Annotated in this window: 12 protein-coding genes and 1 riboswitch; of the genes, 10 read left to right on the top strand and 2 right to left on the bottom strand. The window is 38.8% G+C overall.

Annotation, left to right across the window (positions count from 1 at the left end; translation table 11 throughout):
* The first annotated feature begins 136 nt into the window (after positions 1–136).
* The 5 genes from ACFX40_RS15190 to ACFX40_RS15170 all read left to right on the top strand — a co-directional run bounded on the left by ACFX40_RS15190 (position 137) and on the right by ACFX40_RS15170 (position 4,880).
* Positions 137–1,354: an MFS transporter gene (locus ACFX40_RS15190; protein ID WP_060745723.1), complete on the top strand. Its 1,218-nt coding sequence runs from the start codon at positions 137–139 to the stop codon at positions 1,352–1,354.
* Between the two features lie 132 nt (positions 1,355–1,486).
* Complete coding sequence (locus tag ACFX40_RS15185; RefSeq protein ID WP_377255464.1) at positions 1,487–2,497, top strand: LLM class flavin-dependent oxidoreductase; 1,011 nt, start codon at positions 1,487–1,489, stop codon at positions 2,495–2,497.
* Between the two features lie 60 nt (positions 2,498–2,557).
* The gene (locus ACFX40_RS15180) at positions 2,558–3,187 is read left to right on the top strand and encodes an alpha/beta family hydrolase (RefSeq protein WP_377255461.1); all 630 of its coding nucleotides are present in this window, start codon (positions 2,558–2,560) and stop codon (positions 3,185–3,187) included.
* 27 nt (positions 3,188–3,214) lie between these two features.
* Entirely contained in the window at positions 3,215–3,931 is a 717-nt protein-coding gene (locus ACFX40_RS15175) for a helix-turn-helix domain-containing protein (protein ID WP_136789368.1), read from the top strand.
* 64 nt (positions 3,932–3,995) lie between these two features.
* Complete coding sequence (locus tag ACFX40_RS15170; protein ID WP_098432734.1) at positions 3,996–4,880, top strand: DMT family transporter; 885 nt, start codon at positions 3,996–3,998, stop codon at positions 4,878–4,880.
* A 36-nt stretch (positions 4,881–4,916) separates the two neighbouring features.
* On the opposite strand, the gene ACFX40_RS15165 is transcribed toward ACFX40_RS15170, so the two are convergent.
* Positions 4,917–6,536, bottom strand: a complete 1,620-nt coding sequence (locus ACFX40_RS15165) for an ABC-F family ATP-binding cassette domain-containing protein (protein WP_050688769.1) — start codon at positions 6,534–6,536, stop codon at positions 4,917–4,919.
* A gap of 505 nt (positions 6,537–7,041) precedes the next feature.
* Here ACFX40_RS15165 and ACFX40_RS15160 point away from each other — a divergent pair.
* From ACFX40_RS15160 to ACFX40_RS15150, 3 genes are read left to right on the top strand one after another with little or no spacing between them, the layout of a single operon-like run.
* The gene (locus ACFX40_RS15160; protein WP_098249798.1) at positions 7,042–8,619 is read left to right on the top strand and encodes a spore germination protein; all 1,578 of its coding nucleotides are present in this window, start codon (positions 7,042–7,044) and stop codon (positions 8,617–8,619) included.
* A gap of 3 nt (positions 8,620–8,622) precedes the next feature.
* On the top strand, positions 8,623–9,750 hold the full coding sequence (locus ACFX40_RS15155) for a spore germination protein (protein ID WP_098333239.1): 1,128 nt from the start codon (positions 8,623–8,625) through the stop codon (positions 9,748–9,750).
* Positions 9,734–10,945 carry a Ger(x)C family spore germination protein gene (locus ACFX40_RS15150; RefSeq protein ID WP_060745717.1) on the top strand — a complete coding sequence of 404 codons (1,212 nt, stop codon included), beginning with the start codon at positions 9,734–9,736 and terminating at the stop codon, positions 10,943–10,945. The genes ACFX40_RS15155 and ACFX40_RS15150 overlap by 17 nt, the downstream gene beginning before the upstream one ends.
* A 152-nt stretch (positions 10,946–11,097) precedes the next feature.
* Here the strand turns inward: ACFX40_RS15150 and ACFX40_RS15145 are convergent, their stop codons facing one another.
* Positions 11,098–11,538 (bottom strand): YtoQ family protein, encoded by a 441-nt coding sequence (locus ACFX40_RS15145; protein ID WP_025752263.1) that lies wholly within the window; start codon positions 11,536–11,538, stop codon positions 11,098–11,100.
* 170 nt (positions 11,539–11,708) lie between these two features.
* Here ACFX40_RS15145 and ACFX40_RS15140 point away from each other — a divergent pair, with 170 nt between their 5' ends.
* Both ACFX40_RS15140 and ACFX40_RS15135 read left to right on the top strand, forming a co-directional pair.
* Positions 11,709–12,620: an ABC transporter ATP-binding protein gene (locus ACFX40_RS15140; protein WP_377255458.1), complete on the top strand. Its 912-nt coding sequence runs from the start codon at positions 11,709–11,711 to the stop codon at positions 12,618–12,620.
* Complete coding sequence (locus ACFX40_RS15135; RefSeq protein WP_025752267.1) at positions 12,613–13,380, top strand: ABC transporter permease; 768 nt, start codon at positions 12,613–12,615, stop codon at positions 13,378–13,380. The genes ACFX40_RS15140 and ACFX40_RS15135 overlap by 8 nt, the downstream gene beginning before the upstream one ends.
* Before the next feature lie 101 nt (positions 13,381–13,481).
* A riboswitch (SAM riboswitch) is annotated at positions 13,482–13,588 on the top strand.
* Positions 13,589–13,673: the final 85 nt, after the last annotated feature.

Genomic DNA, 13,673 nt, shown 5'->3' with positions numbered 1-13,673 from the left:
TCACCTCGCAGGTAATTTTCCCTTTTTTATAAAAAAGAAAACAACTACAATCTTAACTTTCACTGTATAATAGAAAAAGACATTGTAAGACTTTAACAATTATAATGTAGATTAAATTAAGAAAGAAGGGTTATGAATGCAAGCAGCAGCACGAACGCAGCAAGCGCAGCCGGCAACGATTTATCGTATTTTATTTGCTATTAGTTTAGGACATTTTCTAAATGATTGTATGCAGTCCGTTATACCGGCACTTTTTCCTGTCCTTGAAAAATCGATGAATTTAAACTACACGCAAATCGGCTGGATTGCCTTTGCTTTAAACATGACGTCATCGATTATGCAGCCCGTATTCGGCGTGTTTGCCGATAAGCGTCCTTCGCCATTTTTATTGCCAATTGCAATGTGTTTAAGCATGATTGGTATGGTTGGGCTCGCTTTAGCGCCAAATTTTTATTTTGTGATTATATCTGTCTTATTTGTAGGATTCGGCTCAGCTATTTTTCATCCGGAAGGTTCTCGCGTAGCGTATATGGCAGCAGGAGGAAAACGGGGGCTGGCACAGTCTATTTATCAAGTTGGCGGAAATACAGGACAATCGATGGCTCCGCTATTTACAGCATTTATCTTTATCGGACTTGGTCAGTTTGGAACGATTTGGTTTACGTTAATTGCAGGTATTGGCGTAGTGGTTTTGTATAGCGTCTCTAAATGGTATAAATCGGAGTTAGCTACTCGTCAACGCTTAAAGAAAAAGCAGTCAGATGCTTCATTTACGATGAACAAGCAAATTATTTTTGCAGTTGGACTTTTAATTTTTCTTGTTTTTGCACGTTCATGGTACGGAGCAGGCATCCTTAATTTCTTTCAGTTTTATATCATTGAAAAATTTAATTTGCCTATCAAAAGCGCTCAGCTTTACGTTTTTTTATTTATGATTGCAGGGGTGTTTGGAACATTCTTTGGAGGTCCGCTTGCCGATCGTTTCGGAAAACGAAATATTTTGTTGTTTTCTATGTTAGGATCAGTACCGTTTACTTTATTACTTCCTCATGTTTCTCTAGGAGTGGCGGCACCTCTTTTAGTACTAATTGGCTTTATTCTTCAGTCAAGTTTCAGCGTCACGGTCGTCTATGCTCAGGAGCTGATGCCGGGGAAAATCGGCTTGGTATCCGGCTTAATTGTAGGGCTTGCTTTTGGAATGGGAGCTTTAGGAGCTGTTGTATTCGGTAAATTAGCCGATGTCTTCAGCCTTCAATTTATCATGCTGTTTTGCAGCTATCTTCCAATTCTAGGGCTGCTAACATGGCTGTTACCGAGCGATAAGAGTGTGAAAGAAATGCACGAAGCAAAATAAGAAAATGAAAAAGCAAACGCAGGACAGCGTTTGCTTTTTCTATGAGCGTGAAGCAAATTTCAAGACGAATTCATATTTTTCTCCTACAATAGAGACAATATAGAAATTGAAAATTGAAAGGAAGAATCACCTATGATTAAGCTAAGCGTATTGGACCAGTCTCCTGTTTCAAGCGGATCAACACCAAAGGAAGCGTTAAAACGTACGGGAGAGCTGGCTAAATTAACGGAAGAGTGGGGCTACCACCGCTTTTGGGTAGCGGAACATCATAATACGAACGGTCTTGCAGGCTCATCTCCAATTCTTTTAATGACGTACTTGGCTTCTCAAACGAGCCGAATCCGAATTGGATCTGGAGGAGTTCTTCTTCCTCAATACAGTCCGTATAAAGTAGCAGAAGACGCTCAGCTGCTTGAAAATCTGTTTCCGAATCGAATTGACTTAGGTCTTGGACGGTCACCGGGAGGAGATGCGCTGACTCGGCTTGCGCTGACAGATGGAGTCCGTAAAAGCCTCAATGAATTCCCGCGGCAAATTCAAGCTTTAAAAGGACATCTTGAGCATAATTTGCCGTCGGATCATCCGTATTACGGGGTGACAGCTTATCCGTTAAGTGAAACAAAACCAGAACTGTGGCATCTTGGTATCAATAAAAGAGGAGCAAGGTCGGCTGCTGAGCTGGGCATCTCTTTTACGTTTGGACACTTTATTTATTCAGTTGGAGGACAAGAAGCCATTCGTCATTATAAACAAGAATTTATCCCTTCTTCGTATCAATCAACGCCTAAAACCAACGTATGCGTATTTGTAGTATGTGCAGAAACAACAGAAGAAGCTGAGGGACACGCTAAAACGTTAGATGATTGGTTGTTGAAAGTAGCTAAAGGCGGAGATACAACGGTTTCATCGATAGAAGAAGTGCGTAATCGTTCTTATTCAGAAGAAGAGCTCAAAAAAATAACCACCAATCGTCCTCGTATGATCGTAGGAAATCCAGCTGAAGTAAAACAAGGATTAATCGGGCTGCAGCAAAAATACGATAACGACGAATTTTTAATTATTACAAATATCCATGATTATGAAGCAAAAAAGAAGTCTTATGAACTGCTTGCAGAGCTATTTCCTCAACCCTCATTTTTTTAAGAAAAAGATGGGGTTTTTTTACGGGATTAAATGTTAGAATATTTAAAAAGGAGGAGTGACATGCACGTAGATCAAAAAAGTGTAAGCAGCCAAACTCATAGGATTACCTATACACATATTAAAACAAGAGGTCCTCGCATTTGCTTTATGTTTTCAGGGCTAGGCTATACGTACGAAAAGCCGCTATTGTATTATGTAACGATGCTGATGCTAAAACATGGGATTGATGTTGTTCAGATTCACTATGCATATTCAAAAGAGCTGATGACAAAGTCTACAGATGAGATTGCAGATGTTATGATGCAAGACATTGATCTCGTGCTGCAGGACGTTTTATCTCACAGTGACTATAAAAATATCATATTTGCAGGAAAATCAATTGGCACCATTCCGCTGATTCAGCGAGTTATGAAAGATGAAGTCTACAAAGATGCAGTGATGCTTTTACTGACGCCGCTTTTAACAAGAACAGAACTGTTTGAAAGTTTACTAGAAAGTAATCATAAAGGTCTTATTGCAATAGGAGCTCGTGATCACTATTACACTGAAGAAGTGTATCAATTAAAAACAAACAAAATGAATATTCAAGTGATCGAAAATGCTGATCATTCATTGGATGTTTTATATTCCCCAGCAGAATCGTTAAGGGAGCTGAAAACCGTTTTGGACGGCATAGAACAGCTTCTGTGAGATAGGAAATAAGGAAAGGAGTTCAAAATGGATACGCTACGTGAAATTATTTGCGAAAAAAGAGCCTACAGCTATTCACCTCATACTCATGATCATAACTACAGTCAGCTTTTGTTTCCGCTAGCAGGTGCTCTTGATATTCAAGCAAGTGAGCAGCACTTAACGCTGCAAGAAGGATGCTTTTACATTCCGCCTCGTCAGCTTCATACGTATCAAGCTAAAAACGCAAATGAATGTTTAGTTGTTGATATTCCGTTGAAATTTACAGAAAGTGCGCATCTTTCTCAACAAGCCACTTTTATTCAATGGGATTCAACATGGAAAGCAATTCGCTACCTTTTACTTGATGGGCTTCAAAAAAGCACTGACAGAGGGGCGCTTGAAGATTTAGTCCGTTACGTTCAGCATTATTTGCCAAAGAAACAAACGTTTAAATCCATTGATTATCTTCATACTAACTTTAATCAAGAGCTAAACATAGAAAGTCTTGCCAAGATGGAAAATTACCATCCTGCCTATTTTTCTGCTTGGTTTAAACAAAAAACGGGCTATTCGCCTCAAAGCTATGTAGCGCGTATACGTTTAAAGAAAGCAAAAGAATTGTTAAAAGAGAGCAGCTATTCGATAACGTATATTGCGCACGAAGTCGGCTATTACAGCTTGTCTTCATTCACTAAATGGTTTGCAAAACAAGAAGGAGTCTCACCCACGCAATATCGAAGTATCTTAAAAACAGACAAATAAGATCATAAAAGCGGAAAAACTTTTTTCTTTCTTTTAGCTATGATAAAAGAAAGGAGATGGAAATATGAATATTTCATTATCAAAAATACTTATTTTATGTGCAGCTGTACTATGGGGAACAACAGGGACTGCCCAAGCTTTAGCATCTGCTGAAGCACATTCCGTGGCAATTGGAGCGGTGCGTTTAGCTGTAGGGGGACTGTCGCTTCTTGCAGCTTGTCTTATTCAAAAAAAGAAAGTGGACGTAAGAAACCTTCCTATTCTGCCCCTTACGGTTGCTGCAGCAAGTATGGCCGCTTATCAGCCGCTGTTTTTTTCAGCCGTTATCAAAACGGGTGTTGCAGTAGGGACAATGGTAGCAATTGGGAGTGCGCCGCTTTTGTCAGGAGTGTTAGATTACATAGTGTACCGCAAGAAACCTACAAAAAAGTGGTTGCTTGCTACGTTTACGGGTATTATAGGTTGCTGCAGCTTGTTGTTAAAAAAAGACAGTCAAATCGACGTGATAGGTTTAGGTATGGCGATAGGAGCAGGGGCGTCTTTTGCCTGCTATACGACTGTTAATAAAAAAATTGTTCAGCATGTTGATCCGCAAGTAGGCGCTTCTCTTGTGTTCACAACAGCTGCTGTTCTACTAATCCCATGCTGGTTTATATACGATATGAGCTGGCTAGTTTCTTTAAATGGAATAGGCATCGCTCTTCACTTAGGAATACTTACGACGGCTCTTGCTTATGTATTATTTTCTACAGCGCTCAAGTCGGTGCATGCGTCTACCGCCGTGACGTTATCGTTAGCTGAGCCCGTTACCGCTTTTTTACTTGGCGTCTTTTTCTTAGGAGAATCTCTAACTTTGGTGAACATATGGGGAGCAGCACTAGTGTTTGCTAGCTTAGCGTTTTTAACGTATTCTCCGAAATCATCGCTAAATCAAGAGGTGCGTATATAAAGAAATCCCCTTTCTCTAGAGAAAGGGGATTTCTTATTAAGCGTACATGCTAGCTACTTGTTTTTGCAGGTTGCTGTCTTCTAAATACTCATCGTACGTCATTTGCTTGTCAACTACTCCGTTTGGCGTAATTTCAATTACACGATTTGCAATCGTTTCAACGAACTGATGGTCATGAGATGTGAAAATCATTGAACCTTTGTAGCTGATAAGTCCATTGTTGAGTGCTGTGATTGATTCTAAGTCAAGGTGATTCGTAGGATCGTCTAGCAAAAGAACGTTTGAACCGCTTAGCATCATTTTAGAAAGCATACAGCGAACTTTTTCTCCTCCGGAAAGAACGTTGGCTTTTTTCAACACTTCTTCACCAGAGAATAGCATTCTGCCTAAGAAACCGCGTAAGAAGCTTTCGCTTTGGTCATTAGGTGAATACTGACGCAGCCAGTCTACTAAGTTTAAGTCTCCGTTTTCAAAGTACTCGGAGTTGTCTTTAGGGAAAAAGGCTTGAGACGTTGTCACACCCCATTTGTACGTACCGCTGTCTGCTTCCATTTCACCCATTAAAATCTTCATTAATGTTGAATTTGCAAGTTCGTTGCGGCCTACAAGAGCGATTTTGTCATCTTTATTCATAATAAAGCTTACGTTATCAAGCACTTTTACGCCGTCAATTGTTTTTGTTAGACCTTCAACGCGAAGTACGTCATTTCCAATCTCACGTTCCGGCGTGAAGTTCACGTACGGATAGCGACGAGAAGAAGGGCGGATGTCATCTAATGAAATTTTATCAAGCAATTTTTTACGAGACGTTGCTTGTTTTGATTTTGATGCATTTGCGCTAAAGCGAGCGATAAAGGCTTGAAGCTCTTTAATTTTTTCTTCTTTTTTCTTGTTCGCATCTGACGCCATTTTTTGTGCTAATTGACTTGATTCATACCAGAAGTCATAGTTACCAACGTAGACTTGGATTTTACTGAAGTCAAGGTCAGCAATGTGCGTACATACTTTGTTTAAGAAGTGACGGTCATGAGATACAACAATGACTGTGTTTTCAAAGTTAATTAAGAACTCTTCTAACCATTGAATTGCTTGAATATCCAAGTTATTCGTAGGCTCATCTAAAAGTAATACATCAGGTTTTCCGAATAAAGCTTGTGCAAGAAGCACTTTTACTTTTTCACTACCCGTTAGTTCAGCCATTTTTTTTGCGTGAAGATCTTCAGAAATGCCTAATCCTTTTAAAAGAATAGCCGCTTCTGATTCTGCTTCCCAACCGTTTAATTCAGCAAATTCACCTTCAAGCTCAGCTGCTTTCATTCCGTCTTCATCTGTGAAGTCTGCTTTCATATAAATAGCATCTTTTTCTTGCATTACTTCATAAAGGCGAGCGTGCCCCATAATAACGGTTTTCATAACTTCTTGATCTTCATATTCGAAGTGGTTCTGTTTTAAGACAGCAAGGCGTTCGCCAGGGCCCATATGTACATCACCAGTTTGAGATTCAATTTCACCAGATAAAATTTTTAAAAACGTTGATTTTCCAGCACCGTTTGCGCCGATTAATCCATAACAGTTACCAGGTGTGAATTTAATATTCACATCTTCAAATAACTTTCGGTCGCCAAATCGTAAACTTACATTACTAACTGTAATCATGTATGAGCAGTCCTCCAAATTCAATATCTATAAAATTATACCATTCTTTTGAGATAAGAGCGATATGAATACAATATTTCAAACATAAAGTGTAACCGACACTTCAAGCACTCGTCAACCATTTAAGGGATTTTTTGAGCGGTGAAACTTGATTATTCTAGCATTCACCAAAACTTTGAACAGCAAACCAGCATGTTTAATCCTTCAGTAATCAGCTCTTTTTCATTTTTAAGATGGATGTTGTATTCCTTTGTATAAGAAACAAAAAGAAGAATAATACTACCTGGTAAATAAAAGAATTTATATGAAGTGAACACTGATATTTTACGGGTGCTTATTTCTAAAATTGGTTTGATATAGACATAAATAGGGTGATTATCATGTGGAAATTAGTTGTTTCCTATCTTCCAGAATGGCCAGTTTTTATACAAGCAGTTCTGGTTTTTTTCATCCCGTATATAATCTACAAATTATTAAGCGGGATTCGTAATTCAGAGGAAGAGTGATGAAAGTGAAAAAATGGAAATCAGCAGTAAAAAAAATAGGCAACCATGCGCACGAGAAGGAAAGCAAACAGGAATCTATACATCAGGATTCACCTAATCATATTACGGATCATTTAGCTTTAACACTAAAAGTAGTTAAAAATGAAATTGGTCATAACTCCGACGTTCATTTTCGAGAGTTTATTATAGGACGCACCGGCATTCAGGCAGCTATTATTTTTGTAGAGGGGCTATCAGATAAAGATCTTATTGAAAAACATATTTTGTCATCATTGATGGCTGATTTTTCAAAAGAATATCAACAGGATCAGCTTTACGTAAAGGGAAGCCTTTCAAAACAGTTTATTAAAAGCCAAGTATTATCAATTAGTGATGTAGAAGAGGTCCATCCTATTAAAGAAGTAATATCAAAAGTCTTAACAGGATCTACGGCTCTTTTAATTGACGGGTTATCACTTGCCTTAATTCTTGGTACAAGCAAAGTAAAAACAAGGACGATTGAAGAGCCCGTATCAGAAGCATTGGTGAGAGGGCCAAGAATAGGCTTCACTGAATCGTTAAGTGATAATACTTCTTTATTAAGAGGAAGCGGAGACATTGAAAATTTATCGCTGGTGAAATTTCAAGTAGGAAAGCGTTCCAAAAAAGATTTAGTTGTTGCTTACATAAAGGAGGTTGTTAATCCAGAGCTAGTTGAAGAAGTAGAAAAACGAATTAAAAAAATTGACCTCGATAATGTACCGGAGTCAGGATATGTTGAACAACTCATTGAAGATAATTACCTTAGTCCCTTTCCTCAGGTGCAGAATACGGAGCGTCCCGATCGTGTAATTGCTGCTTTGATGGAAGGGAGAGTAGCCATTTTATTAGACGGGACGCCTTTTGCTTTAATCGCCCCTGTTACGTTTAGCATGATGTTACAGTCGCCGGAAGATTATTATGAAAGGTGGATTCCCGGTACATTCATTCGTTTTCTTCGTTATATTGCAGTGGTTCTTTCCCTTTTTACCCCGGCTTTGTATATTGCGTTTATTTCATTTCATCCAGGATTAATTCCGACTAAGTTAGCTATTTCTATTATAGGATCAAGGTCTGGTGTTCCGTTTCCCGCCCTTATCGAAGCTTTATTTATGGAACTATCGATCGAAATTTTGAGAGAAGCCGGACTCCGGTTGCCGAAACCAATTGGTCCAGCAATGGGCATTGTCGGTGGGTTAATCATTGGAGAAGCTGCGGTGCAGGCAGGAATCGTTAGCCCTATTTTGGTGATTGTAGTGGCGTTAACTGCCATTTCATCGTTTTCTATTCCGCAATATAGTGTAGGAATCACATTGCGTATTCTTCGGTTTGTAGCCATGCTTTGTGCTGCCATACTTGGATTATATGGCGTCATCTTATTTTTCCTTTTTATGATGAGCCATTTAGTGAAACTAAAAAGTTTCGGCGTACCTTATATGAGTCCAGCTGTTCCTTATCGTTTAAGTGAATGGAAAGACTTGGTAGTCCGTATGCCTCTGATGATGATGAAACGACGTCCAAAGATGATGCACACCAAAGATCCTCTGCGAAAAGGGTAGCTTATGATGAAAGGAAATGGGCTGTTAGAAATGATAAATTCAAAAGATCGTATTACGACGCCTCAAACAACTATTATTATTACCAACTTTATTCTTGGAACAGGTATTCTTACCTTGCCCCGGGCAGCTGCGGAAAAAGTGAAAACACCAGATGTTTGGCTAACTGTTATTTTAGGGGGGATAATCACCATGATAGCAGGGGTAATCATGGTGAAATTAAGTCAACGCTTCCCTGAAAAAACCTTTTATCAATACAGCCAAGAAATTGTAGGGAAATGGATAGGCAAGTTATTTAGTTTCCTCATGATAGGTTATTTTTTGGCACTTGGTGGGTTTCATGCTCGTTCATTGGCAGAGGTAACTGGATATCTATTGTTGGAAGGAACCCCAAAATGGGCTATAATCATGCCATTTATGTGGGCAAGTCTCTATCTGATAAGAGGGGGAATAAATCCAATTGCCCGTATATTTGAAATTATATTACCTATTACCGTTATTCTTTTTTTACTTGTTGCCTTTATGAGTATCAAAATATTTGAAGTGGATAATCTGCGCCCGGTACTAGGTTCAGGTATTACGCCGGTGCTAAAAGGGATAAGGACAACAGCTCTTGCGTTTACTGGGCCTGAATTCATGCTTTTAATATTGGCATTCATGAAAGAACCAAACAAAGCAGTAAAAGCTGTACTAGTTGGTACTGCGATTCCTTTGCTTCTTTATGTTATTACCGTCGTGATGGTTATCGGAGCGTTCTCAGTGGATGGAGTGGTTACGAGAACGTGGCCTACGCTTGATTTAATAAGAAGTTATGAATTAACTGGGTTAATATTTGAACGCTTTGATTCCTTGTTGCTGGTGGTATGGATTATGCAAATGTTTACTTCTTTTAATGTTAACCATTACGCTGCTTCATTAGGACTGTCTCAGCTTTTTGGAAAAAATATCCACACATTTATGTATGGTGTGCTTCCGGTTATTTATCTCATTTCCATGATCCCTAGAAATATCAATGATGTATTTAAATTAGGAGATATGGTTGGTAATGCTGCCCTGATTTTATTTGGCTTTTTACCCGTACTGCTTCTTATCATTTCAAAAATAAAGGGGAGAAAGTATGAGACAAGCCTCTAATCACGTACGGTTCTTCTTATCGGTTTTGCTTTCTGTTTTTTTGCTTTTTCCTCTGGCGGGCTGCTGGAGCAGTCATGAAATTGAAGAACGAAGTTTAGGAGTAGGTATGGCTCTTGATAAAGCTAACAAGTCCATGACTGAAAAAGAATTTGATGAACAAGAAGAGTATCCCAAAAGGAACTTGATTACGTCAACCTACCAACTGATCACCCCGCAAGTGGCAAGTTCAACAACTGTCCAAGGAGGACCTCAGCAGAAGGCCTACGTGAATATGGCTGAAACGGGAGATTCTATTCATCAAATGACCCGTGAATTATCATTGAGAAGAGAGACTTCGATTGCCAGCCAACATCTAAAAGTAATTATTATTGGCGAGGCTCTTGCGAGAACGTATAGTTTAGGAAAATTAGTGAATGAGTTTCTTCGTGATAATGAGATTAGACCAAGCTGTCTTGTACTTATTAGTAAAGGGAGAGCTAGGGACGGGCTAGAATCGAAGACAGCAGGAGAAATCCCGGCATTTCGTTTGGCTGGAATGGTGGAAAATGCATATCGAACAACGAGAATTTTACCTCCCACGTCGCTCATTAAATTAGAGAGCAATATTGAATCAGGGACTAGTTTTCTATTGCAAAATGTATTATCGGCAAATGGGGAAATCAAATTTGCTGGTGCTGCCATAATTAAAGGGAAAACAAACAAAATGATCGGTTTTTTGAATGAAGAAGAACTAGATGGTCTGACTTGGATCACAGGAAAAGGGAAAGGCGGGCTAGTGAAAAGCTTTGATAAAAAGACCGGTCAGCTGATTGTATACGAAATAGAATCCATGAAAAGTCATATTGAACCTCATGTTAAAGGAAATAGCATCTCCTTCGATGTGCATATTGAATCCGAGGGGAGGCTATCTGAAAATTGGGTGGTCTCAGGAAATCCTTTAAAAAATCAATTTTTACAGAAGGTGCAAAAAAACTCAGAAAAAAAAGTGGAGCACCTCGTAAAAAACACGGTAGAAAAAATGCAAAAAGAATATAAAGTCGATGTGGCCGGGTTCGGAAATCAATTGAGAATTAAAAGGCCCAGAGTATGGATGAGGGTTAAAGACAATTGGGATCAAACATTTAGTGAAGTTCCAATTAACTATGATGTAAAATTAATGATTAAAGATTATGGAACGTCAGGATCAAAAAAGTGAGCAGCTAAGTACAATTTGGCTTGTTTTGATGTTGGAAATGAAAGAAACTAAAAGGAATAGCCTTAGAGCTTGCTAAAAAATATTCCCCCCAGTAAGGAGCTTGAGGGATAAATGAAGAATAAGAGCTGTCCAGAACCGACAGCTCTTATTTGCTATTCAAAAATATAAGCTAATGCTTGAAGAGCCTGTTCTGGCGTTTCGACTACAACTTGGGCTTTATTTGACAGTTCTTTAAGCGGATGGTGCAGTTTTTCAGGGCGAACCAAAATTAGCGGTTTATCTAATGCAATGGCTGTCGCCGCATCCATTGCGCTGTTCCACTGCTTGTATTTTTCGCCAAATAAAGCAATAACCACATCAGATTTTTTAAGGAGTACTTGCGTACGTAAATTATTAATTTGAGAAGCAGCTTCATCTTTTAAGACAGCGTTAGGCTGTTTTCCTAAAATTTCTTCTCCAATGTTGTCGGAGCGGTCATGGTCTGTCATGGGACCGACAAAGGTAAGGGGAAGGTTTAATTGTTCTGCTTGGTTTTTAATTTCGTCTCGCCAGTTATCGTGAATTTGCCCGGCAAGGTATACGGTTAAGTTCATTATGTAGAAGTCCTCCTCTAACTAAGATTTGTTTTATTTTATCAAATGTAAGCGGATAATACGAATGATTTGAATGGGCTGCTTTTCCAAAAATAAGGTTATAGTAGACAAATAGTTAAAAAAGAGAAACAATAGAAGGCGTATTGCTAATTAAAGAAAGGATGTACATGATGACAGAAACAGTGCTACAAGTAGATCATGTCAGTAAAGTAATTGGGAAGAAAACCATTTTGCATGATGTATCCTTATCGGTTGAGCGCGGTGAGATTTTTGGATTGCTTGGTCCAAACGGATCTGGAAAGACAACGCTAATTCGTACCGTCGTAGGACTCATTAAAGAAACAAAAGGGACAATTACCGTCAATGGGTTTCCTTTAAAGGAACAGTTTACATCAGCTATGAAATCAATTGGCGCGATTATTGAGAACCCTGAGTTTTATGATTATCTGACGGGCTATCAAAATTTAAAACACTTTGCGAATATGCATGAAGGGATCACATCAGAACGCTTGGATGAAGTGATTACTTTAGTAAAGCTTGAAAACAGCATTCATGCAAAAGTGAAGACGTATTCTCTTGGGATGAGACAGCGTTTAGGAGTAGCTCAAGCTATTTTACATAAGCCTGCATTGCTTTTACTAGACGAGCCAACCAATGGTCTAGATCCAGCGGGAATGAGAGAATTTCGTACATATTTACAAACGCTTTGCAGGGAAGAAGGAATTTCAATTTTAATCGCGAGCCACTTATTAAAAGAAGTAGAAGCATTATGTGATCGCGTTGGCATTATTCAAGACGGTGAGTTAAAAGCCGTTCAAGATTTATCTCCAAATCGTCAAGATCAAGGAATGTACGTAGAATTTGAAGTGTCTGATGCGCAAAAAGCAGCGGATCTTTTATCACAACAATTTGAAGTAACGATGAGATCACATAGTATCGACGTGGCGATTGTAAAAGAGCAAATTCCAGCTGTGAATAAAAAATTAGTGGACAGCGATATTTTAGTCTACCAAATTACCCCTGTGTATGAGACGCTTGAAGATTCGTTTATGTCCGTTACGGAAGGAGAGCACCATGCTTAAGCTAATTCAAAATGAACACATGAAATGGTTTCACAAAAGAAGTACAAAAATCACGTTTATTACAATCGGCATTTTAACTCTTTGTATGGCTCTGTTAATGAAGAAAGTAGCAAACAGTGCAGGAACAGAAGACAATATTTTGAACTTCCTGTCATTTAGTTCAGGTATGCTGATTCTCGTTCAATTTTTCGCGCTTGCTGTTGGAGGGTCAATGGTTGCAAAAGAGTTTGAAGCAGGTACCATTAAGCTTCTCTTAATTCGCCCTGCTAGACGTTCAACGATTTTAGCATCCAAGTACCTAACTCTCATTTTAATTAGCTTATATTATTTACTGAGCTATTTGCTTTTTTCATTTGTATGGGGAGCATTGTTCTTTGGCTTTACCAGTCTAGAAGGAGATGCACAGCTGCTTAAAAACATTACGCTTACGTATGACAGTGCGTATATGGAAACGTTTATGATGATGACGTTTGCATTCATGCTGTCGTCTTTATTTAGAAACAGCGCGCTTGCTTCCAGTCTAGCTATTGTCGTAAGTATCGGCGCGAAAGCTGTAACAGGACTGGTATCAGAGCTAGGTTTATGGTGGGGGAAATTTTTATTATTTGCCAACACGAACTTTGTGCAGTATATGGACGGAATGAAGCCGTTGTTTGACGGCATGACGATTCCATTTTCCATTTTCATCTTAGTTGCCCATTTTGTCTTCTTTATGGGCGTAGCTTGGGCAGCGTTTTTAAAACGAGACGTAGCTAATTGATGTGAGAATTTTCGCACTATATATTTTTCTAAAATAGCATTTGACAATTAAATAAAAAGAGATTACAGTAGTGAAAGACTATTTTTAAAACAACTATAAACTTCTTATCAAGAGAGACGGAGGGACTGGCCCTATGATGTCTCGGCAACTGGCTGTACGCAGTGCGGTGCCAAATCCAGCAGACGATGTTTCGTTTGGAAGATGAGAAGGGTAATCTTATGATACAAATAAGAGACCTCTTCTTATCAATAAGAAGAGGTCTTTTTTTATTACGTAAACAAGAGGTGTTAAGA

The organism is Priestia sp. YIM B13552 (assembly GCF_042787775.1).
In the GTDB taxonomy this organism is placed as follows: Bacteria; Bacillota; Bacilli; order Bacillales; family Bacillaceae_H; genus Priestia; species Priestia megaterium_E.
This window is presented reverse-complemented; position numbering and strand designations above follow the sequence as displayed.

Excerpts from the sequence above, each read along its gene's own strand:
- ACFX40_RS15190 (WP_060745723.1), top strand. The coding sequence starts at position 137 with ATGCAAGCAGCAGCACGAACGCAGCAAGCGCAGCCGGCAACGATTTAT.
- ACFX40_RS15185 (WP_377255464.1), top strand. The coding sequence starts at position 1,487 with ATGATTAAGCTAAGCGTATTGGACCAGTCTCCTGTTTCAAGCGGATCA.
- ACFX40_RS15180 (WP_377255461.1), top strand. The coding sequence starts at position 2,558 with ATGCACGTAGATCAAAAAAGTGTAAGCAGCCAAACTCATAGGATTACC.
- ACFX40_RS15175 (WP_136789368.1), top strand. The coding sequence starts at position 3,215 with ATGGATACGCTACGTGAAATTATTTGCGAAAAAAGAGCCTACAGCTAT.
- ACFX40_RS15170 (WP_098432734.1), top strand. The coding sequence starts at position 3,996 with ATGAATATTTCATTATCAAAAATACTTATTTTATGTGCAGCTGTACTA.
- ACFX40_RS15165 (WP_050688769.1), bottom strand. The coding sequence starts at position 6,536 with ATGATTACAGTTAGTAATGTAAGTTTACGATTTGGCGACCGAAAGTTA.
- ACFX40_RS15160 (WP_098249798.1), top strand. The coding sequence starts at position 7,042 with ATGAAAGTGAAAAAATGGAAATCAGCAGTAAAAAAAATAGGCAACCAT.
- ACFX40_RS15155 (WP_098333239.1), top strand. The coding sequence starts at position 8,623 with ATGATGAAAGGAAATGGGCTGTTAGAAATGATAAATTCAAAAGATCGT.
- ACFX40_RS15150 (WP_060745717.1), top strand. The coding sequence starts at position 9,734 with ATGAGACAAGCCTCTAATCACGTACGGTTCTTCTTATCGGTTTTGCTT.
- ACFX40_RS15145 (WP_025752263.1), bottom strand. The coding sequence starts at position 11,538 with ATGAACTTAACCGTATACCTTGCCGGGCAAATTCACGATAACTGGCGA.
- ACFX40_RS15140 (WP_377255458.1), top strand. The coding sequence starts at position 11,709 with ATGACAGAAACAGTGCTACAAGTAGATCATGTCAGTAAAGTAATTGGG.
- ACFX40_RS15135 (WP_025752267.1), top strand. The coding sequence starts at position 12,613 with ATGCTTAAGCTAATTCAAAATGAACACATGAAATGGTTTCACAAAAGA.